Genomic DNA, 22,382 nt, shown 5'->3' with positions numbered 1-22,382 from the left:
ACGATTATTTCTTTTCTTTAAGCAAATCACGAATTTCGGCAAGCAACACTTCTTCATTTGAAGGGCCTGGTTCAGGAGCCGGTGCGGCTTCTTCTTGTTTTTTAAGTTTATTGATGAATTTTATGGCGATAAAAATCACAAAAGCCACAATTGTAAAATCGATCAAAGATTGAATAAATTTGCCATAGCCTAATGTAACAGCGGGAGTGTCCATTGTGGCTTCTTTTAGAACAACGGCAAGGTCAGAAAAATCTACACCACCGACCAAAACGCCGATAGGGGGCATGATCACGTCACCAACAAATGATGAAACAATCTTGCTAAATGCCGCGCCGATAATAATACCAACAGCCATGTCAATCACGTTTCCTTTAACGGCAAATTCTTTGAATTCTTTTAATACGCTCATTTGATTTACTCCTTTGGATAATTTTACAGCTGATTTATGTTAATGGATTTGCGGTACTAGTGTAACTCAGGTGACGGGTTTAAAAACAGACCTAAATACCTGTTAAATAAGCAATAAGCAGATTTTGGCCGCTGTGCCTGATGTTGGTTGGAGACAGGTAAACAAATAGACGATTAATGAACCTTGTCTTAATAGTAAATGTTAAGCACTAAAAACAGGACTAGAGAAATGGATTGTGATGATCTTGATGCGGCTGATCAAGCGTGCATGGCAAAGGAACTGTCAAAAGGGATGACGTGGGGGCAGGGACGCTAAAACAGTTGGCTTATTCAGGTTGAATTTTTTGTATTTCGTACTTTTTGCAGACAAGGCGCGAGATCAGTTAAGCCTTTTCATAACTGGTATTAAAAGCGGCATGGGCTATGATTCAGACGGGTCCAATCGATCAAAGTCCGAGCAACAAAATGAATGATTTAATTTATCCCACAATTGAACATCACGGTGCTGTCGATGGTGTAACCGGTTCGTGTCACGAATTAAAAGTCGATCAGGACAACTCAATTCTGATTGATTGCGGGTTATTCCAGGGTGCAGAAGAATCACCCGAAGGAGCAGGTGCCAATCATCTTCAAATCGAGTTTCCGGTAGATAAAATAAAAGCCTTGGTTGTAACACATTGTCACATCGACCATGTCGGACGGATTCCTCATTTGATTGCGGCCGGATTCAGAGGTCCTATTTATTGCTCAGAACCGACGGCGGAGTTATTACCTCTAGTACTGGAAGATGCTGTTGCTATTGGTGTTACTCGTAACAAATCGCTTATCGAGCGGGTTATCAAACTCATTAAATCCAGGATAGCGGCTGTTCCTTATGATCTCTGGCAGTCAGTGGGAATGGGCGAAAACAGTGAGAGCCGGTTACAAATCAAGTTTAAACCCGCCGGTCATATATTGGGTTCTGCCTACATTGAGTGCGATATTGCCGCTAAAGGAAAGAAAAAGCGTGTTGTGTTTTCGGGTGATCTTGGTGGGCCTTATACACCGTTATTACCGTCACCGAAATCGCCCTATCAGGCCGACGTGCTGGTATTGGAAAGCACTTATGGGGACCGCCGGCATGAAAATCGACGGCAACGCAAAGATCAGCTCAAACAGCTGATAAAAAAATGTCTGCAAAATCGAGGTGTAATTTTGATTCCTGCCTTCAGTATAGGAAGGACTCAGGAATTGCTTTATGAGCTGGAAGAGCTTATTCACCGTCATAAAACCGAATCGCTTGCCAAAGGTCTGGTGTGGGAAGACTTAGAAATTATCGTCGATTCTCCTCTTGCAAACCGCTTTACCGAAGTTTATCGAAAACTCAAGCCCTTTTGGGATGCCGAAGCCAAGGCTAAAGTCCGGACAGGCAGGCATCCTTTGGCGTTTGAACAATTGACGACGATCAATTCGCATCAGGATCATCTTGCCGCGGTTGAGTATTTAAAGAAAACTGCGAGTCCTTGCATCGTCATTGCCGCCAGCGGCATGTGTGCAGGAGGAAGGATAGTCAATTATTTGAAAGCAATGATCGAAGACGAACGCACCGATATTCTTCTGGTCGGTTATCAGGCAGCAGGAACACCGGGACGCATCATTCAAACATATGGGCCGCGTCAAGGCTATGTGGATTTGGAAGGAGAGCGATATCACATCAAATCGGGCGTTTATCAGTTAAACGGTTTCTCTGCGCATGCCGATAAGGATTCGTTGCTGCGATTTATCAAAGGCATGCGTATCAAGCCCAGTGAAATACGCTTGATTCATGGTGATGAAGGCGCTAAAAAAGCCTTGAAACAATCAATAAACCAGCTTTTTCCCCGCATCAATGTGTTGATTTCTTCGTATCTCGTTAAAACAACCTCCCCCTTTGAAAAAAGGGGATCGAGGGGGATTTATTAAAATAATCGTGTGATTCGGTATAAGGCGAATTCAACCCATTTAATTAAGCAATTGCTCGCGTGAGGTGTAATCCCGGCAGATATAAGGGATAGCCGGGATCCAGAACACAAGGACGTGCCACGGTCTTTGTCATCCATGGCTTTTGGGCTCATGCCGGGTTGTCCTGCCCGCCACCCTTCGGGCGATTGCCCTCACATCATGCGCAGGACCAGCTTACGCCTTAGTCAAATCAGAAAAGTTTTATAACTGTCAATTAAAGAATCAAACTGTTATAAATTCAACTGAATATTCACACGAATCGCTAACATGACATTACCCAAGCTGCCCTTATCCATACAGAACTTTGCCGAGATCCGCCAAGGCAATATCTGCTATGTTGATAAAACCGAATTGGTCTGGAAACTGGTTGATGCCGGCAAAGCTTATTTCCTGTCACGGCCGAGGCGTTTTGGCAAAAGCTTGTTGATCGATACCTTCAAAGAACTGTTTGAAGGGAATCGAGCCTTGTTCGAAGCTTTATATATTTATGATAAATGGGACTGGAGCAAGACCTACCCCGTCATTAAAATCGATTTTGCTTCGGGCACCTTACAGAGCCGAAAGCAACTCGACGAGCGAATTGAAATCATCTTGACCGAAAATCAACAAAGGCTAGGCGTCGAATCCTGCAACGAGCGAGCCGATATTCCGGGTAAGTTTACGGATTTAATCTTGAAGGCCCGCGAAAAATACGGCCAAAAAGTTGTCGTTTTAGTCGATGAATACGACAAGCCGATTTTGGGCAACATCGACTACCCGGAACGCGCTGCCGAAGTGCGCGAGGGACTGAAAAACATCTACTCGGTGCTGAAAGGTCAGGATGCGCATTTGCAGTTTGTCTTTATGACCGGGGTCACCAAGTTTTCCAAAGTCAGCTTGTTCAGCGGCTTAAATCAGCTCAAAGACATTACCCTGGACGAGAACTACGCCACAATTTGCGGCTATACCCAAACCGATCTGGAAACCACCTTTGCCGGACATTTGGCCGGTGTCGACTGGACGCAATTGAAAACCTGGTATAACGGCTATCAGTTTCTCGGCGAAGCCGTCTACAACCCTTATGACATCTTACTGTTCATCAGCGGCAATCGGCGCTACCGCAACTACTGGTTCGAAACCGGCAACCCCAGCTTTTTGATCAAACTGTTCCAGCAAAAAGCCTATTTTCTGCCTAATTTGGAACAACTCGAAGTCTCTGAAGAAATTCTTGATTCGTTTGATGTGGAAGCCATTGATCCGGTAACGCTATTATTTCAAGCCGGGTATTTGACCATCGAAAAAGCCTACGCCGGCTTTAGCGGTCAATTCATGTTTCTGCTCAAAGTGCCCAACCGGGAAGTCCGTCAAGCTTTAAACTCCCATCTCATCAATGGCTATACCCAAACGTTGGCCAGCGAAAAACTTAAAATCCAGCATCAGGTTTTTGACAGTCTGAATCAAGGTGATTTGCCGCAGCTAAAAACCGTGCTGCAACGCCTGTTTTCCGGCATACCCTGGCGCAATTTCACCAACTACGGACCTGCCCAATTCCGAAGGTTACTACGCCAGCGTCCTCTACGCCTTTTTTGCGAGTCTGAATGCGGTCATCACCCCGGAAGACACCACCAACCAAGGGCAAGTGGATATGACCGTCGAGTTGGGTGACTTTATATATGTCATGGAAATCAAACTCGACAAAAGCCCCGACTACCAAGAGCAAACCCCCAATCCGGCCCTACAGCAAATTCAGGATAAAAACTATGCCCAAAAATACCGGCAGCAAGGCAAGACCGTGTTTGAAGTGGGCTTAATTTTTAACCAACAGCAGCGTAATTTAGTGCAGCTGGATTGGCGGCAACACATAACGTTAACTGAAGTTTCCCAGTATTTATAGGATTTTCCAAGCTTGTTAGAGAACTTTTTTTGCATTAATAGTTATCGTCGTTCCGGCTGGCATTGTCGGGCCCTAGAAGCCATGGACGGCAAGGGCTGTAGCTCGTCCTTATGTTCTGGATCCCGGCAATCCCTACCGAAAGAAGTAGATTGAATACACAAGCTAAGAAATGGCGAATGAATATACTAATGACTTAACCAAGCTCGATGCGCTAAATTTAGGTCAAGAAATGGGTGTAGGTTTGGCTTGTGCGGCTAACCGGATGTTTACTGAAAGTGAAAGATGAGCCCGGTGCCTTTAATCAGTTTGGCATTAAGCACAACACCCTCACTTTTTTTCTAAGGTGTATTTATTCGAAACAATCTTTCGATTGATTTGACAAGCAAAAATTAGCTACATCGTAAGTAATGCATTAGGAATCATGATGGAAATAAACGCAGCACAAAGTCATTTAACCGAAGCGGACTATTTAGATGGTGAGCGCGACGCTGAGATTAGGCATGAATTGATTGGTGGAAAGGCTTATGCCATGACAGGCGCGAGTGATTGCCATAATAAACTGAGTGGCAATCTATTTGCAGAATTGAGGATGGCACTAAAACGAAACAAGTCACCTTGCAGTATTTACATCAACGACATGAAAGTAAAAGTCAACCACAACTTCTACTACCCTGATGTGATGGTGACCTGTGATCATGAAGACATTGGCAATGATTATTACAAAACCCGTCCCATCATCATTGTCGAAGTGTTATCACCCAGCACCCGTCGTTTCGACAAGACCCATAAACGCCTAACCTATCAAAGTCTGGAAAGTTTACAGGCATACGTATTGATCGACCAAGAACGTGCAGAAATTGAAATGTTCACCCGACAAAGCGGATGGCAGGCGGAATATTTTTATCCCGGTGATAGCATTAAATTTGATGGCATTGATGTGGTCGTGGCCGTGGAAGATATTTATTATCAAGTGAATAACGATGACATGCAGGCGTTTTTGCAGACTGGGCAAGCATAAGTAGGGTAGGGATAACAAGAAATCGGCATCGAACCATTCAAATATAACCGAATAGAAAGTACTAACGGATAAGCATAAAATAAATTGTGTCAATATACGCCTTTTGCCTAATTGAGAGGGCTGGGGTGAGAGAGTCTAAAGCCAAACTGATTAGCAATATGTTTCAGCTAAATTCATAAGCCCGTCATGCCTTTCAGAAAACGGGCATCCAGTGCCATGGAGGGTAAGCTTGGAGCTATCCATTTAGTCTGGATTTCGGCAATCCCTTCCGAACTGACTCGGTTCTCTAGAGGAAAATAGTAAGGGCTGAAACACCTTTATAATCAGGTAAAGACAAGATAAACCATGTTAAAAAAACTACCTATCGGAATTAACACCCTGTCATCGATCCGGGATAATGACATGGTCTACGTCGACAAAACCCCGCTCATTTGGCAAATGGTGCAGCAAACCGCGCGCTTTTTTCTATCGCGGCCAAGGCGCTTTGGCAAAAGCTTGTTGGTTGACACCTTAAAAGAACTGTTTGAAGGTAATCGAGCGTTATTCGAAGGCTTGTATATAGATGATAAATGGGACTGGTCGAAACAGTATCCGGTGATCAAGCTGGATTTTGCCAGTGGCGTATTGCAAAATCGAGCGCAACTGGATGAGCGCATAGAAACCCTGTTAACGCTTAATCAGCAACGTTTAGGCATAGACGGTGATCGCCGGTTTGATCTGTCCGGCTGCTTTGAGGATCTGATCCTCAAAGCCCGCGAAAAATACGGCCAAAAAGTTGTCGTTTTAGTCGATGAATACGACAAGCCGATTTTGGGCAACATCGACTACCCGGAACGCGCTGCCGAAGTGCGCGAGGGACTGAAAAACATCTACTCGGTGCTGAAAGGTCAGGATGCGCATTTGCAGTTTGTCTTTATGACCGGGGTCACCAAGTTTTCCAAAGTCAGCTTGTTCAGCGGCTTAAATCAGCTCAAAGACATTACCCTGGACGAGAACTACGCCACAATTTGCGGCTATACCCAAACCGATCTGGAAACCACCTTTGCCGGACATTTGGCCGGTGTCGACTGGGCGCAATTGAAAACCTGGTACAACGGTTATCAGTTTCTCGGCGAAGCCGTCTACAACCCTTATGACATCTTATTGTTCATCAGCTGCAATCGGCGTTACCGCAACTACTGGTTCGAAACCGGCAACCCCAGCTTTTTGATCAAACTGTTCCAGCAAAAAGCCTATTTTCTGCCTGATTTGGAACAACTCGAAGTCTCCGAAGAAATTCTTGATTCATTCGATGTTGAACGCATCAACCCGGTAACTTTACTCTTTCAAACAGGCTATCTGACAATAAAAAAAGCCTATACCGATGTAATGGGCGAACAGGCTTTTGTTTTAGCGGTACCCAATTATGAAGTCAAAATGGCGCTCAATAACCAATTGATTGAAGGCTATTGCCAGATTGATACAGAGAAGAAAGCACTACGTACTGAATTGTTCACGCTATTACATAAGGGCGACATTGATGAACTGAAACCGATGCTGCAACGCCTGTTTTCCGGCATCCCCTGGCGCAATTTCACCAACAACGACCTGCCCAATTCCGAAGGCTACTACGCCAGCGTCCTCTACGCCTTTTTTGCCAGCCTGAATGCGGTTATCCGACCGGAAGACACCACCAACCAAGGGCAAGTGGATATGACCGTCGAGTTAGGTGACTTTATATACGTCATGGAAATCAAACTCGACAAAAAACCCAACTACCAAGAGCAAACCCCCAACCCGGCCCTACAGCAAATTCAGGATAAAGACTATGCCCAAAAATACCGGCATCAAGGCAAGACCGTATTTGAAGTGGGCTTAATTTTTAACCAACAGCAGCGTAATTTAGTGCAGCTGGATTGGCGGCAACTCAGCAAGTCAAGATAAACCATGTTAAAAAAGGCACTGTTCGCGTAAGTAATTGAAAAAACATTAAAGCCCTCATTCCAGAATGGCTTGCCGGAGCCGTTAGACCGCGTAAGCGAAACCAGGTGATAAGGATGTGAAAGTTCAACACCCCTCCTTGTCTTGATCCCGAAAATCGGTGCCGTGGTGACGCCACCAATTAGCGTAAACATAGCCTTAAAAAATACCTATGACTTTGATGGATTAATCAGCTACTCCGACGCGGCTCAAATATTACATAAGGCCGTAACGCGAGAGGTAAAGCATTTTCAAAGAACAGATGCGCGAATAGTTGTGGCGCTTTTAACGCGGGAATTGGCTAAACAACTGGTATTTAATGAAGTCTTGGTAAGACTCGTCGATGCATTTATTAGCCCGTTCGGCCGCTTGTTGGCTGCCCTATTACAGCTATGGTTGATTTTCTGGGTGAGAGAATATGATAAGCGATTGATAAGTTAGATCTCGCTGAGCTCTTGGGCTGGAAAAAAGACCTAGCGTGACATAGATGTAATGCTCAAACTAAGGAACGGCGCATTATTATATTGATGACTTAATCAGAGTCGATTCGCTAAATTTAGGTCGCTAAATGGGCTGCAATTCCCAATTTAAACTCCAAAGCCTAAGCGGTATTAAACGACGTAATGTTCAGAATTATCACCATCGGTTTCCCCAAGACTATTGATGGCACTAATTATGCTTTTTAACTTGGTAGCGTCAATTTTTAGGCGCCGACGCTTAACATTTTGCGAATTCAGGTCAAGATGTTCTATGAGTCATTTTAGATTGGTAATGAGGGGGTCTAGTGCAACATCCACGAAGAATTTTAGGTAAAAGTAAGGCAATAGACTATGCGGCAACTCAAGCATTTTTTGAAGAGCGTGGCATTCGTGAATACGATACCGTTCTAAGCACAACAATGTACCAGGATAAAGATCCCAAGTTGGTCGAGTTGCGTGATCGGTATGAAAAAGCAAATATCGCGGGGCTGCTTAATCTGTACGAGACGAAGAACGTTTTTGACATAGGTTGCGGTATAGGGCGTTGGGGATGGTTTTTTGCAGAGCAGTTTGAAAAAATAGATTATTTGGGGATCGATTTTTCAAGTTCTTTAATAGGAAAAGCAAAGCAAGAATCGATGAAATTAGGATTTACAAATCTCCGTTTTCAAGTTATGTCAGCAATTGAAATGCAATCCGAGAAACTGATTCTATACCCTCCTTATGATTTGATATTGCTATCTGGTTTATTGATCTATCTAAATGATAGTGATTGTTTGAGTGTTTTAAAAAATGCCGCAAGTTTTTGTGCTCCTGGTGGAAAAATATACTTAAGAGAGCCGGTTGGTATAGCTAAGAGAGTTACTCTGGATAAGTTCTACTCTATAGAACTTTCTCATGAGTATTCTGCTATTTATAGAACAATTGATGAGTTGAATTCGTTTTATGATGTAACTTTATATTCTAATAATTTCATAAGAAAGGAAAGCGGATTCTTATTTCCAAACGAGATGGAAAAACGCAAAGAAACAAGACAGTATTTCTCTATATTTCAGAAAGGATTTAGTTAAATGAAAACAGCATATTGCTTTGATTTAGATGGAACACTTACCAATCAAGAAATACTGCCATTAATAGCTTCATCTGTTGGTTTGGAAGATGAAATAGGTGTATTAACAGAGGCTACCATTAACGGCTATTTGCCTTTTGATAAATCTTTTAAGTTAAGGGTGAAACTGTTAAAGGATGCTGATGTGGATTGGATTCATAGAGTTTTGTCTGAAGAGATAAATTTACAGCCCCAAATTATCGACTTTATTTTTTCTCATATTGAGGAATCTTTCGTGGTTACTGGAAACCTCGATTTATGGGTAAAATCAATGCTGGACGACTTAAATATTCAAAGTTTCACTTCAACAGCGCGTATGTGTAACGATAAGTTAGACGGTGTAGAAACTGTATTGCATAAAGGCGATGCTGTTTCTAGTTTACGCGATCGTTTTGACCGCATTGTGGTTGTAGGTGATGGTATGAACGATGTCTCAATGTTTGAGGTGGCTGATTGGCGAATTGCCTTTGGAGGAGTTCATCCTCCTCATAAACAACTCATTAGCCTCAGTGATTTTGTTGTCTATGATGGAGTATCTTTATGCCGCCTATTAAACACGCTGTAATTAGTGCTGCCGGAATAGGTTCAAGGCTGGGCCTTGATAAGCCGAAATGCATGGTCGAGGTTTTGAATCGAACTTTGTTAGATTACCATGTAGAGAGACTTCATGGTGTGGAAACGTTGTGGGTTGTGGTAGGTTTTCATGAAGATGTGGTTATACAGCACGCTTTAAGTTTAAGGCGAGATATCATAATTGTACGAAATCCCGAATATGCCCGCACCAATACGTTGCAGAGTATTTATAGGGTGGCTCGGCATCTTAAGGAGCGAGTGTTAGTTATAGATGCTGATACAGTGCTTGAAGATAATTCTTTTTATAAATTTGTTGTGGCAGCGGAGGAACATTCTAATCTTCTTGGTGTATCACGATACACCACTAGTGATGGGGTAAGGGCTCAGCTTGACACTGTAGGGCGCAATGTGATTGGTTTTAGTCGGCATGTAAGACATGAGTTTGAATGGACCGGAATCGCTGTGATAGAGCCGCATTTAGTCGTGAATAAACCTATCTATGTTTATCAAGCGCTAGAATCTCATTTGCCTTTACCGGCTTTCGAGTTGAAAGCCTTTGATATTGACACGACAGCAGATCTTGATATGGCGCGTCATGTTATGGCTAAGCAGTGGAGCTAATACTAAAAAATGAGCAATAAAAATCAGAGCGATGTCGCCCGGGATTTTTGGCAGCAAACAAATCGGGGGAAAATTGGGCCTGTCGATCTTTACGTTCGGCAAAAACAACTTTTGTCTGATTATGTTTTACCATTGATATTCGCCGGGGATAGCGTATTAGATATAGGCTGTGCCGATGGTGAATTCACACTGTTATATGCCCAAGTAGCCAAGCAGGTAGTGGGGATTGATATTAGTGCAAAATTGATTGATCAAGCCCAAACGAAGGTACGATCCGAAGGCATTCAGAATGTTGAATTTCAGGTCAGGGATGTATTTGAATTTGAATCAGCAGAACGATTTCAGGTAGTAAGCTTAATGGGGGTGCTAACTACTATTAAAGATAATCTTTCCGCAGAGCGAGTGGTACTGAAAGCTTCTTCCTTGCTGGTCCCCGGGGGGTGGTTAATTTTAAAAGATTCTGTGATGCTTACAGGCACAGAATCTAAATTGCTTAAAAATGCAACCTATGAAGCAATATACCGTCCCCAATTTGAATATATCCATCTTGTTCGTTCCTTGGGTTTCGATTTGTTCGCCGAATTTCCCATCCTAACAATGGAAAATTGTGGACAAACCAGAGTCCTATATATTTTTCGTCAGACTTCAGTCATGCCATTTCATGAGAAGATCAAAGGGATGAGGGTAGCTTGTTATGGAAATATGCCTTTTCACTTTCGTTCGCTTAAGCCTTTATCCGAGTGTTTTGAGGAAAGTTTGCTGACTTTATCGATTGACGAAGTGATGGAGTGGAGCCCGGATGTAATCGCGGTGGCAGATGGCTGGTCTGTTGAATTTTGGCGAGATTATTGTGATGCCTATAATGTAGAACTAATTGCGATGCGCCATGGTTCGGTAACGAGATATGGTTATGCCGAATCTCAATATAACTTCGCAGATTTTATGTGCGGCAGTGTATGGGATATAGAAGATACACTGCTTTCGAAAATTCATCCTCGGCGAGGTTTTTTGCTAACTGGCAATGCTTGGGTTGATCAAGTATTTAAGTTGCCAAAGCGAGAGCTTAACCAACAGAACCTCACTATATTATTCGCTCCAACGTATAATCCTGAAATTAGTGCAGCTGTTTTTTTTGGAGATCGATTAGTCCCAATAATTCGACAGGTTTTTCCAAACTCGCGCATCGTAATCAAACCCCATCCGGCAATCGTTCAAAACGACCATGCTTTTGTAGCATATAAAAACCTATTTAAGGGGTTAATGGATGATTGGCATGCTTGGACTCAAAAGGATCCTTTGGTGGAATTGATTGATGCGCCGGAAGCTAGTATTGCTGATAGTTTTGCAGAAGCAGATATTCTGGTGGCAGATGCTTCGTCGTTGATATTTGAGTTTATGACCTTGGATCGTCCTATTTTACTTTACTCAAGCGACATACCAGTTCAACATTGGGCATACAATCCAAATGCACCAGGGAACAGCTGGCGTGACGTTGGTCTTGAGTTTAGTGACGACAAAGGCTTTATTAAACTTTTAAAAAATCCGTTTGAGATACATAAAGAAAGCTGTAGTTTGGCTCAGAGAAAAAGGGCGCAGCAACTTTATGGCTTTTATCAAGATGGGCTTTCAACTGAACGTGTAGCTGCTGCTATTGCACATCTCTCAAAATTCCATATCGTTATTAATGCTCTTGATATAAAAGATGCCGATGCTGCACATATTCTGGACTTGGCTAAATCTTTTCGTGCAGTGCTTTCACTTTCCACCATCAGCGTCATTGGATCATTTGGGCTAAGCGGAGCTACAGTAACAGAATACTCTAGTTGTGAAAGCTGGCGGGATGTTTTTTTAAGAGAATTTGAAGATACCAGTGATTATTTATTATTAGTGGATGGAAGAACCACATATACACCAGGAAGTGCTCATCAAATAAACTCATTTATCGGTAAACTTCAGAGTGGGGCTCTTAAATGTGCAGTATTAGTGAATAAAGAGGATGATCAGCTCAGCATTGATGTGACGGGGGCTCTTGAAAATGATTGGCTACTTAAAAGATTAGTTAATTCAATTTCCAGCTTTCATGAGGTTCCTGCTTGGGTAATGCTAAGCGGCCCAGCTTTTTTGGGAGAACTAAAGCAACTGCCAGAACTAATATCTAAAACCGTTTTCGATATTTGGTGGCGTACCCTATCGATTAAGCAGGGTGCCTCTATGTGGCCAGCAAACGATTTAAATCTTGTATACGGTAAAGGTGTAATTAAGGATGTTGGACGGCAGCGATATATTTTATGTCAAAGCGCTAGCTTTAATATGGTTCCGGCTGTTAGGGGCTTGCCAAGTACTAAATCTGTTTTTATTTCTCTATCAAAGATACCAAATGCTGATTATGACCTATATCCATTTGAAGTGGTCATTAATGTTAATGGAGATATATTCGTTTCATTAGTTATTAATGGAGGAACCACTCGGACACTAGAAATACCTTATCAACCTGATAAAGATGGAAATCAACTTGTCGTAATAAATTGTACTGGGGCAACCGCTGGATTGCGTGGCATTTCAGGGCCGATTTCCTTGTATGCAAAGATTGATGTTAATCCTGTGACGGTCAGTCAATCCGATCAGCCTCAAATTGGTTCGCATACTGCTGTATTAGTTAAAAATAGCCGCCCTAGTGCTGCTATCACAAAGTCAACGTTAAATTCTTATGAAAACTGGCGAGTAAAAAAAACCTTAACCGAAGCCGATCTCATTATACACAATCATAGGTTAGATACTTTCTGGCAAATTTATCCTGTTGTCCATGTCATTATTGAATTAAATGTGGGTGATGAGCAACTCTTAGCTAATACCATTGACAGTCTATCTCAGCAGCTTTATTCCGATTGGCGATTGGTCATTTTGGCACCTTTTTCGGCTCCCGATAATTCCTTCGATGAAATTGATATCGTCAGTTGGGTCGTATTAAATAGTGTGGTCACTCGCGACTCGGTAATACGGTCGCTCCTGAGCGAGGATGAGCGCAACTGGTTGTGGCTGGTACCCGTCGGCGTGCAGTTTGAACCTCAAGCGTTTTTAGTTCTAGGTGATTACATCAGCACCAATTTGCAAGCGTGCTTATTTTATGTTGATGACGATGAACTAGCTGACGGGGGGGCTCTGAAAAATCCACGTTTTAAACCGGACTTTAATCGGGATTATCTGTATTCGTATGATTATCTTGGAGCTTGTGCAGTTTCGAGTCGTGCTCTTAAATCGCTTGAAACGTGGCTTTTGAGCAGTCAGGCACTTGATTATCACTGGGCATTACAATTAATGGAGGTTTTCGGTGAGGCGGCAATTGCGCATATCCCCGAAGTGTTACTGCATTATCCGCAAAGGACCATAAGTGCAAGCCATGATACATCAGTCAAAGTGGCGTTGGAGCAACATCTCCATCGCACTCATCGCAATGCTGAAGTGCAAGAAGGTTATGTTCCTGGTACTTACAACATAGTTTATCAATGGTCAGACCAGCCATTAGTTTCCATTATTGTACCTACCCGTGATCGCCTAGATATTTTGCAACCCTGTATAGCCAGTTTGCTGGCGAAAACGAGTTATGCGCAATACGAGGTGCTCATTGTTGATAACCAGAGTGAATTGCCGGAGACGCTGACCTACTTCAAAACTATACAAGAACAGTACCCCGACACTGTCCGTGTATTGAGTTACCCGAAGGCCTATAACTATTCCGCCATCAATAACTATGCGGCAGAGCTCGCCCTTGGCGAGTACCTTGTCTTGTTGAATAACGATACGATAATGGTGCATGAAAACTGGTTGGAGCGTATGCTTAACCACTGTCAACATGAAGAGGTTGGTATTGTCGGTGCACGCTTGGTGTTTCCGAATCAAACGTTGCAGCACGCCGGCGTGATTTTAGGCATGGGGTCTTTTGGTGTGGCTGATCATCCTCATATTAGTTTGCCCATGACTGATCCAGGTTATATGAACCGCGCCCAAGTGGTTCAAAACTTTTCCGCCGTGACCGCCGCATGTTTGTTGATTCCTAAATCTTTATATTTCGAAGTGGGCGGGCTTGATGAGGAAAACTTTAAAGTTTTGTTCAATGATGTTGATTTATGTTTAAAAGTAAGAGAGCGGGGCTATAAAATTGTCTGGACTCCTTATGCAACAGTTGTTCATCATGGTTCCAGCTCAATAAAAGCTGATAAAAATCCTGATAAAGCCAAGAGAGCTAGACAAGAAGCTGACAAAATGTTGGAAAAGTGGCTTCCTCAGCTAGCCAATGACCCTGCTTATAATCGTAATCTTAGTCTCAAACATCGGCATTTTCAGATTGAAACAGAAACGGATGTAACATGGAATGTCGATTTTCATGATAGGCTTCGGATTTACGCCTTTCCTGCGAATGATTCAGGTGTCGGCGAATATCGGGTTAGATCCCCGCTCCGGGCATTGACCAATGCAGCGATGATTCAAAGCAGTTTATTGCCTAATCACAGCGCCACATTGATTCCTGATATTGTTGAAATTGAGCGGGTTAAGCCTGATCTCTTGTTGCTGCAAAATGGTACTGCTGATTATTTAATCCATGCATGGGAACAGTACAAACGCTTTAATTCAGTATTTAGAATCTACTCGCAAGATGATTTGGTTTTTGCATTGCCTGGCAAGCATCCTTTGCAAGGTAAGTGGCCCAAAGATATGCGCAAACGTCTTAGAAAATTGATGGAGAACTCCGACCGGTTGATTGTGGCGAATGAGCCTTTAAAAGAAGCCTACAGCCGGTGGATTGATGACATCAAAATTGTGCCCAATTATTTGGAAAGTACCCGATGGCTGAATTTGTCGGTCACCAACAGACAACGTACTGGCAATAAACTGCGTGTTGGTTGGGCGGGGGGCGCGCAACATCATGGTGATCTTGAATTTATTATTCCTGTGGTTGAATCCCTAAAAAACGAGGTCGACTGGATTTTTATGGGTATGTGCCCTGATAGGCTTAAGCCTATTATCAAGGAGTATCATGGGGGGGTGTCGTTTGATCTTTATCCTCAAAAACTGGCTGAACTGGATCTTGATTTAGCCATTGCGCCATTGGAGTACAACAATTTTAATACGGCTAAAACGAATTTACGCATACTTGAATACGGCGTGCTCGGTTGGCCGGTAATTTGTTCCGATATTCTTCCTTACCAGAATGCCCCGGTGACCTTAGTCGGTAATAATACTCAGTATTGGCTTAAAGCCATCAGAGAGAAAATCGGTGAACCTGAAGCGTTAACAGCGGAGGGAAATGCATTGCAGCAATGGGTGTTGGATAATTACTTGCTTGAAGATCATTTGGATGATTGGTTGATGGCGTTGACACCTTAGTATTGGGGTAGTCACTGCGACAAAGTCGATTGCTGTAACCGTGTGTATAAATTTGGTGAGTATGAAATTTAGATGGGAGGATGGTATAACAGACTCCCAAGATGATCTTTTAGTTGTCAGTTTACCTGCTGTTGTGACTTGGTTCTCATTTATGTTTCCTCGCAGTGAAAAGTCATGAAAAATTATTAAAGCTTCATGGGGCATGGTCGATAAACAAAGCGAGATTAAACAAACTTGCTTTTTAAGCAAAGACCCTGAAGGAGAGTCATCATGGCACAAGTCATTAATACGAATGTTTCAGCGCTCAATGCGCAACGGAACTTAAATAAGTCACAATCAGCAATGCAAACCAATTTGCAAAGGCTCTCATCAGGGTTGCGTATCAATAGCGCCAAGGATGATGCTGCCGGTCTTGCGATTTCTAATCGTTTCCAAGCACAAGTCAATGGTCTGAATCAAGCGTCTCGAAATGCCAATGATGGTATTTCTCTTGCGCAAACGGCCGAAGGCGCATTGGACGAGGTTACCAACGGTTTGCAAAGAATGCGGACCTTGGCTGTTCAAGCGGCTAACGATACGAATTCTGCCAGTGACCGGCAGTCTATACAGCTGGAAATTGATCAAATTGTCAGCGAAATAAATCGGATTGGTGGAACGACTCAGTTCAACGGAAAAAATCTCTTGGACGGCAGTAATAAGGAGTTTTCTTTCCAAATTGGCGCCAATTCCGGGCAGCAATTATCCGTTAAAATGGGAGATATGCGGGCGAGTGCATTAGGACAACAACCTGGCGCGGTTCAAACGGTAGGAACCCGAGTTGCACTTTCCGGGGATTCAGTAGGAAACATTGGTGTTTCAAGTGGTGGGGCTACAAGTTCCTCTGGGGTGGCCGTAGGATCTGGTGATGTGACGCTAAGCGTTAATGGCGGTGCACAAAACGTAGATATTGCGTTAGCTCGTTATGGTGGCGATATTTCCCAACGTTCAGGTGCGGAATTAACCACTACTTCTGGAACCTATTACGGTGCGGGTCTTGCTAAAGACATAGCAACTCGAGTTAATTCAATCCGTGAGTTAGGTGAGGTGGATTCCACAGGAAAAACTGTATTGGAAGGCGTTTATGCAACCGCACGCACAGAGTTTAATATTTCTGAAGCTGTCTCAGGTGATGTAGGTGTAGCTGGAACTAGTGGCATGCCTGCTTTGGAAAATTCCAATGTGGGTGCTGGTAAGCTGGAGTTTGATAGTTTAAAAATTAATGGTGTTGATGTAGGACCTGTTAACATTCAGGAGAATGATGCTGGTGGTGATCTTGTTAATGCGATCAACTCTAAAACTAACATAACAGGTGTCGCTGCGAGTGTTGACAAAGACGGCCGATTAAATCTTGTTGCCGAGGATGGCAGAGATATAATCATTGAAACGAAGGATGCAGTCGCCTCGAATCTGATTTTCAACGGGGGTGGAGGTGCTGTCAATGGGGCTGGAAATACTGATAATGACTTTACTGGTGCATTAGATCTCAGGATTTCCGGCCAAGTGACTTATTCTGCTACTGACACTATAGTTGCTTCCGGTGCCACAATGGAAAGTGCAGGGTTGGATTCCGGTCAAACCGTATCAGCCGGTCGAGACATACAGGAGAATGTTCAGGCTAAAGGAACCATTGCCAACGCGGATGTCACTACGATTCAAGGCGCTAACACCTTGATGAAATCGGTTGACAGCGCATTGGAGCAAGTCGACTCTTTCCGGGCGAATTTAGGTTCTGCACAAAACCGGTTTGAAATGACCATCCGTAACCTTGATAATGTCTCTGAAAACTTGTCAGCTGCAAATTCTCGAATTAGAGATGCAGATTTTGCTGCGGAAACCACAGCAATGACGAGGAACCAGATCCTGCAACAAGCCGGTATCTCAATGTTGTCTCAAGCTAACGCGCAGACTCAAAATGTGATGTCTTTATTAAGATAGTCTTTAATGCCGGAATAGGTGCTTAGGCATCTATTCCGGCTAAACTAAGAGGAACAGATGATGGACACGGGAATTAAAAATATCTTTCGCACCATTAACCAGGTCCCCTCAGAGCTGGAATCAAAAAAGCCTCATCCTGCTGAAAAACAGGATGAGGCTAAACGTGTTTTAGTAGAGCAGCAAACTAAAAAGCTTGAGTCTGAAGGTGTTGAGAAGAATGAGAAAAAAGAGGCGCTAAACCAGGAAGAGTTAGCAGACGTAGTCACCCAGATCAATACGGCTTTTCAAAATGAAAAGCGGAGTATTCAATTTAAACTCGATGATGATAGCGGTAGGACTGTCATTAAAGTGGTTGATCAAAAAACCGGAGAAGAAATCAAGCAAATTCCATCTGAGGAGATGCTGGAAATTTCCAGAAGGCTCTCTGATCAGTTGGATAAAGAAGATTTGTCCGGCATGCTTATCAAGAGTAGGGCCTAACCTTAAGAGGATAAGAACATGGCAGGAATTCAAGCGCCCGGTGTCGGCTCGAACTTAGACATCAACAGTATCGTTACTCAGCTCGTTTCAGCAGAAAAAGCACCGACTGAGAAACGCTTGAACAGTGATGAAGCGTTAGCGCAAGCCAGACTCTCAACACTGGGTATTGTAAAAAGTTCGGTCTCCGATTTCCAAAGCTCAATTCGGGCGCTGACTTCGCTGTCAGCTTTTCAAAGTAAAACGGTGTCCATTGGTAATGAAAAATTGTTTTCGGCGACCGTCAGCAGTGCGGCGAAAGCCGGGCAGCACAGCGTTGAGGTCAAGCAATTGGCTCAGGCACAAAAGTTGGCATCCAAATCATTTGCCGATAGTTCGGCTAGTGTCGGCAGTGGGACGCTAACCATCCAGTTCGGCTCATATGATAAAGATTTAAACGAGTTCACCGAAAATGCCAATAAGCCCAGCAAATCAATAAGCATTACCCCTCAAAACTCAAGCTTGCAGGGTATAAGGGATGCAATCAATTCCGCTAAGGCCGGCTTGACCGCTACGATTTTGAACGACGGAACCGGTGATCGGTTGGTGTTAAGTTCCGAAAGTGGTGCGGATAATAGCATGCGTATTACGGTCAACGATGATGATGGTAATCATACCAATGATTCAGGCTTGTCTCAGTTGGCTTTTGATCCTGAAGCGGTGGGGATTGATAGTGGAAAAAACATGGAGCAAACACTGGCTGCAAAAGATGCCTTGCTTAAAGTCGATGGTATCAATATCAAGCGATCCACCAACTCTGTTACTGGAGTATTACCGGGGGTGACGCTTGATCTAAAGGATATTGCGCCGGACGCGCCTACCACGCTAACGATAGGTGAGAATAAAACCAGTATCAAAGAGTCGGTGCAAAAATTTGTTGATAGTTTTAATGAGCTAAAAGGTGTTCTAAATAAGGCGACTAAATATGATGCGGAAGAAAAAAAGGGTTCGCTTTTAACCGGCGATCCCTCAATTCGCAGTATGAACAGTCAGATGCAGCGCATTATGGGTGACATGGTTAAAGGCTTGACAACCGACGTCAGATCCTTGGCCGATATTGGTATAACCAGCGCAAGAGATGGCACTTTGTTACTTGAAGGTGGGAAATTAGATCAAGCGCTAAATAACAATATCGATGATTTTGCGGCATTGTTTGCAACGACGGGTCGCAGCAGTGACAGTCTTGTCAGCTATAGCAAGGCGGGCAGCGATACTAAAGTCGGGTCGTATGCGGTTAATATCACTCAGCTAGCGACTCAAAGTTCCTATGTCAGCACAATTGGTAATGGCACTTTTAATATTGATAACAACAATAATACCTTTAAGTTGAAAGTGGATGGTACTGAGTCCGGTTTAATTACACTGAGTACAAGTTCAAATCTGAGCGGTGCAGCGCTGGCTCAGGAGATACAAACTCAAATCAATAAAGATTCGGCTTTACAAGCTGCAGGCCGTTCTGTAACTGTAAGCTTTGATACAGATAGCGGCGAAATGGCGATCAAGTCCAGCCGATTTGGCAGCGAGTCTGCAATTGCTGTGACTCAAATTTCTCCTGCCAGCAACACGTTAGGGTTAACGATTAAATCGGGTACAGCTGGTCTGGATGTCGCAGGCACTATTGGTGGATTTTCTGCAAAAGGATTAGGTGCTCAATTAACCGGAACAGGCGATGCAGAAGGTTTAGTGATTAATGTGGCGGGCGGCCTGACCGGAGACCGTGGCACGGTGGGTTATACCAAAGGGTATGCAGAGCAGCTTAATACTTTGATAGGCGGTTTTTTATCCAGTGATGGAGTATTAACGCGTCAAATGAACGATTTTACCCAGCGCATTGAGTCAATCGGCGAAAGCAGAGTTAAGCTTAATGAGCGAATGGAAAGTCTCGAAGAGCGCTTGCGCAGCCAATTTTTGGCAATGGATTTAATGGTAGGTAAAATGCGTTCAACTGGCGATTTTTTGACAGGCCAGTTGGCAACTTTGCCATTTACCAGAGAAAAATAATCCTAAAATGAGCTTTTGTTGATCGCTTTCCCATCAATACTGAACTTTTCTAAGAGTTTGGTTTGAATTGCATCATAATTTTTAAGCTATTGTTCAAAAATAGCTTTTCGAAATAGAGACGGCAAAAGTTGTTCTTTTTTCACTTGTTTCAAAAGCATTCACTCAAAGCGGTAATTATTTGCCGCTGTCTAGGCAAATAATTGCTGTTCATTTTCATTTACTGCTTTTCAATATTCCTCTTTAATACTTTTCCGCATCACGATATTGATCTGCCATTTAGGCGTGGTTGAGCGATAGCCGCAGCCCAGGGTATGCGCTTTATGAGCTCTAACCCCGCCAACTCTTGATACTTTGTTCTCTATGTCAGATTCTAGTAGGTGTCCGTCATTCCGGCAGGGATGCCCGTTTCCCTGTGGACATGACGGCGTTTTCATAAATCGGACTATGTAGAGTTAGAGAAAAGCCTCTAATACATGAGGTCAAAAAATTGACTGGAAGATGTTTTTTTTCCGTTTTTGATTGAGTTTTGTTTGTATCTAATTGTATTTAAATAATTAAATAAATTTTGGCATGGCTAGTGTATCTGTCTTTGTGACTCAATTCTAAGCCGCATTCGCGGTGTTGGGATGAAATTACAAATTAAATAGCGAAAGTTATTTGACATTGCGAATGCAAATGGGAGAAAGACTATGCCACAAATTATCAATACCAATATACCCGCATTGACAGCACAACGGAATTTGAACAAGTCGCAAACGGCGTTGCAAACCAGTATGCAACGGTTATCTTCCGGTTTGCGCATTAACAGCGCCAAAGATGATGCTGCCGGTCTCGCGATTTCGGATCGCTTTATAGCCCAGATCAATGGCTTGAATCAGGCATCCCGAAATGCGAATGACGGAATTTCTTTGGCGCAAACCGCCGAAGGTGCGTTAGACGAGGTCTCTAACGGTCTGCAGCGGATGCGGACCTTGGCGGTGCAGTCTGCCAATGACACCAACTCAGCCAGCGACCGTCAATCCATTCAGTTAGAAATCGATCAAATTGTCAGTGAGATAAACCGTATTGGTACTACCACTCAGTTCAACGGCAAAAGTCTACTAGACGGAAGTAACAAGGTCTTTAATTTTCAGATTGGAGCAAATGCCGGTCAGCAATTAGCTGTCAATATGGGCGATATGAGAGCGAGTGCTTTAGGTCAACAGCCGGGTGCGGTTCAGACAGTTGGTACGCGAGTAGCTCTAAGTGGTGATTCTGCCGGTAATATAGGGGTAGGTTCTACAGCAGATACCGGAGCCTCAGGTACGGCAGTCACACAAGGTGACGTTACTCTGAGTGTCAGAGGAGGAGCTCTGGATGTTGATATTGCTGAGATACGCTATGGGGGAGATATTGTTCAATTTGCCAGTGGTAATCTTGTTGATAGTAATAATTTAAATTACGGTGCTGGTGTAGCTAAAGACATAGCTGCTCGGATCAATTCAATACGGGAGATGGGGCAGGTAGACAGCACAGGTAAGATAGTGCTAGAAGGTGTGTATGCTACTGCTCGAACTGAGTTTTCAATTGGTGATGCAGCATTAGGTGATGTTGATGTATCAGGGGCTGCAATGCCCGCCTTGGAATATTCTTACGTTGGCGTGGGAAGAATTGATCATGACGGATTAAAAATCAATGGCGTTAGTGTAGGTCCAGTAGATATAAAAACAAAAGATTCTGATGGCTCACTTGTTAACGCAATTAATGCCAAAACTGGCGCTACAGGGGTTGTTGCCAATATTGATAAGGACGGTCGGCTTAATCTGGTGGCTGAAGATGGGCGAGATATAATTATAGAAACAGCTACAACCGAGGCTGCAAATTTAATTTTTAATGGTGGAGGTGGAGCTGTAAATGGCGCTGGTGGCGATACTAATGACTTTAGTGGACCTTTGAGCTTGCGTGTGTCTGGTCAGGTAACAATCTCTGCTACCGATACAATTTCTTCAAGTGGTTCAACACTGGCTGCAGCTGGTTTGAGTTCGGGTTCAACGGTATCGGCTGGGCGTGGAATCCAGCAAAACGTTCAGGCTGTTGGAACAATAGCCAACGCCGATGTTACTACAGTTGAAGGAGCAAATCGTTTGATGAAATCAGTCGATAGTGCGATTAATCAAGTTGACAGTTTAAGAGCGGTGTTAGGTGCTGCGCAGAACCGTTTTGAAATGACGATCAGGAATCTTGATAACGTAGCTGAAAATCTCTCGGCCGCGAATTCTCGGATACGTGATGCCGACTTTGCAAAGGAAACGACTGAAATGACGCGAAATCAGATCTTGCAACAAGCAGGTACAGCGATGTTAAGTCAGGCCAATGCGCAAACCCAAAATGTTATGAGTTTACTTCAAGGCTAAGCGGTCTTATACTCTCATGAAAAAGCCGATTTATTTCGGCTTTTTTTATTTGGACTATTCAAGAAATGAAGGGGCTGCCGATAATTAAGGCATCGAA

General features: G+C 43.5%; 15 protein-coding genes. 14 read left to right on the top strand and 1 reads right to left on the bottom strand.

Going from position 1 to position 22,382, the window contains the following annotated elements; all coding sequences use genetic code 11:
- Positions 1-4 precede the first annotated feature (4 nt).
- Entirely contained in the window at positions 5-409 is a 405-nt protein-coding gene (gene mscL, locus GO003_RS01715; protein WP_159652122.1) for a large-conductance mechanosensitive channel protein MscL, read from the bottom strand.
- Between the two features lie 464 nt (positions 410-873).
- On the opposite strand from mscL, the gene GO003_RS01710 reads away from it, so the two are divergent.
- The 14 genes from GO003_RS01710 to GO003_RS26350 all read left to right on the top strand — a co-directional run bounded on the left by GO003_RS01710 (position 874) and on the right by GO003_RS26350 (position 22,285).
- Complete coding sequence (locus GO003_RS01710; protein WP_206444571.1) at positions 874-2,349, top strand: MBL fold metallo-hydrolase RNA specificity domain-containing protein; 1,476 nt, start codon at positions 874-876, stop codon at positions 2,347-2,349.
- 306 nt (positions 2,350-2,655) lie between these two features.
- On the top strand, positions 2,656-4,032 hold the full coding sequence (locus GO003_RS01705; protein WP_231088774.1) for an ATP-binding protein: 1,377 nt from the start codon (positions 2,656-2,658) through the stop codon (positions 4,030-4,032).
- Positions 3,962-4,261 carry a PD-(D/E)XK nuclease domain-containing protein gene (locus GO003_RS01700; RefSeq protein ID WP_269144469.1) on the top strand — a complete coding sequence of 100 codons (300 nt, stop codon included), beginning with the start codon at positions 3,962-3,964 and terminating at the stop codon, positions 4,259-4,261. The genes GO003_RS01705 and GO003_RS01700 overlap by 71 nt, the downstream gene beginning before the upstream one ends.
- A gap of 421 nt (positions 4,262-4,682) precedes the next feature.
- The gene (locus tag GO003_RS01695) at positions 4,683-5,279 is read left to right on the top strand and encodes a Uma2 family endonuclease (RefSeq protein ID WP_231088773.1); all 597 of its coding nucleotides are present in this window, start codon (positions 4,683-4,685) and stop codon (positions 5,277-5,279) included.
- Between the two features lie 345 nt (positions 5,280-5,624).
- A complete protein-coding gene (locus GO003_RS01690) occupies positions 5,625-7,202 on the top strand; it encodes an ATP-binding protein (RefSeq protein WP_231088772.1) in 1,578 nt (525 codons plus the stop codon).
- Positions 7,203-7,367: 165 nt separating this feature from the next.
- The gene (locus GO003_RS01685) at positions 7,368-7,679 is read left to right on the top strand and encodes a hypothetical protein (RefSeq protein WP_159652128.1); all 312 of its coding nucleotides are present in this window, start codon (positions 7,368-7,370) and stop codon (positions 7,677-7,679) included.
- A 343-nt stretch (positions 7,680-8,022) separates the two neighbouring features.
- On the top strand, positions 8,023-8,787 hold the full coding sequence (locus GO003_RS01680; protein WP_159652130.1) for a class I SAM-dependent methyltransferase: 765 nt from the start codon (positions 8,023-8,025) through the stop codon (positions 8,785-8,787).
- Positions 8,788-9,390 (top strand): HAD-IB family phosphatase, encoded by a 603-nt coding sequence (locus tag GO003_RS01675; RefSeq protein ID WP_159652132.1) that lies wholly within the window; start codon positions 8,788-8,790, stop codon positions 9,388-9,390.
- Positions 9,366-10,019, top strand: a complete 654-nt coding sequence (locus GO003_RS01670) for an NTP transferase domain-containing protein (RefSeq protein WP_159652134.1) — start codon at positions 9,366-9,368, stop codon at positions 10,017-10,019. The genes GO003_RS01675 and GO003_RS01670 overlap by 25 nt, the downstream gene beginning before the upstream one ends.
- A gap of 9 nt (positions 10,020-10,028) precedes the next feature.
- The gene (locus GO003_RS01665; RefSeq protein WP_159652136.1) at positions 10,029-15,401 is read left to right on the top strand and encodes a glycosyltransferase; all 5,373 of its coding nucleotides are present in this window, start codon (positions 10,029-10,031) and stop codon (positions 15,399-15,401) included.
- 270 nt (positions 15,402-15,671) lie between these two features.
- The gene (locus GO003_RS26355; protein WP_159652138.1) at positions 15,672-17,375 is read left to right on the top strand and encodes a flagellin N-terminal helical domain-containing protein; all 1,704 of its coding nucleotides are present in this window, start codon (positions 15,672-15,674) and stop codon (positions 17,373-17,375) included.
- A 57-nt stretch (positions 17,376-17,432) separates the two neighbouring features.
- The gene (locus GO003_RS01650; RefSeq protein ID WP_159652140.1) at positions 17,433-17,855 is read left to right on the top strand and encodes a flagellar protein FlaG; all 423 of its coding nucleotides are present in this window, start codon (positions 17,433-17,435) and stop codon (positions 17,853-17,855) included.
- An 18-nt stretch (positions 17,856-17,873) separates the two neighbouring features.
- Entirely contained in the window at positions 17,874-19,892 is a 2,019-nt protein-coding gene (gene fliD, locus GO003_RS01645) for a flagellar filament capping protein FliD (protein WP_159652142.1), read from the top strand.
- A 689-nt stretch (positions 19,893-20,581) separates the two neighbouring features.
- Positions 20,582-22,285: a flagellin N-terminal helical domain-containing protein gene (locus GO003_RS26350; RefSeq protein WP_159652144.1), complete on the top strand. Its 1,704-nt coding sequence runs from the start codon at positions 20,582-20,584 to the stop codon at positions 22,283-22,285.
- Positions 22,286-22,382 lie beyond the last annotated feature (97 nt).

Origin of the sequence: Methylicorpusculum oleiharenae (assembly GCF_009828925.2) — a bacterium.
GTDB lineage: Bacteria > Pseudomonadota > Gammaproteobacteria > Methylococcales > Methylomonadaceae > Methylicorpusculum > Methylicorpusculum oleiharenae.
Note: the sequence above shows the minus strand (reverse complement) of the source record. Positions and strands in the feature narration are given on the sequence as shown.

Excerpts from the sequence above, each read along its gene's own strand:
- mscL (WP_159652122.1), bottom strand. The coding sequence starts at position 409 with ATGAGCGTATTAAAAGAATTCAAAGAATTTGCCGTTAAAGGAAACGTG.
- GO003_RS01710 (WP_206444571.1), top strand. The coding sequence starts at position 874 with ATGAATGATTTAATTTATCCCACAATTGAACATCACGGTGCTGTCGAT.
- GO003_RS01705 (WP_231088774.1), top strand. The coding sequence starts at position 2,656 with ATGACATTACCCAAGCTGCCCTTATCCATACAGAACTTTGCCGAGATC.
- GO003_RS01695 (WP_231088773.1), top strand. The coding sequence starts at position 4,683 with ATGATGGAAATAAACGCAGCACAAAGTCATTTAACCGAAGCGGACTAT.
- GO003_RS01690 (WP_231088772.1), top strand. The coding sequence starts at position 5,625 with ATGTTAAAAAAACTACCTATCGGAATTAACACCCTGTCATCGATCCGG.
- GO003_RS01675 (WP_159652132.1), top strand. The coding sequence starts at position 8,788 with ATGAAAACAGCATATTGCTTTGATTTAGATGGAACACTTACCAATCAA.
- GO003_RS01670 (WP_159652134.1), top strand. The coding sequence starts at position 9,366 with ATGCCGCCTATTAAACACGCTGTAATTAGTGCTGCCGGAATAGGTTCA.
- GO003_RS01665 (WP_159652136.1), top strand. The coding sequence starts at position 10,029 with ATGAGCAATAAAAATCAGAGCGATGTCGCCCGGGATTTTTGGCAGCAA.
- GO003_RS26355 (WP_159652138.1), top strand. The coding sequence starts at position 15,672 with ATGGCACAAGTCATTAATACGAATGTTTCAGCGCTCAATGCGCAACGG.
- GO003_RS01650 (WP_159652140.1), top strand. The coding sequence starts at position 17,433 with ATGATGGACACGGGAATTAAAAATATCTTTCGCACCATTAACCAGGTC.
- fliD (WP_159652142.1), top strand. The coding sequence starts at position 17,874 with ATGGCAGGAATTCAAGCGCCCGGTGTCGGCTCGAACTTAGACATCAAC.
- GO003_RS26350 (WP_159652144.1), top strand. The coding sequence starts at position 20,582 with ATGCCACAAATTATCAATACCAATATACCCGCATTGACAGCACAACGG.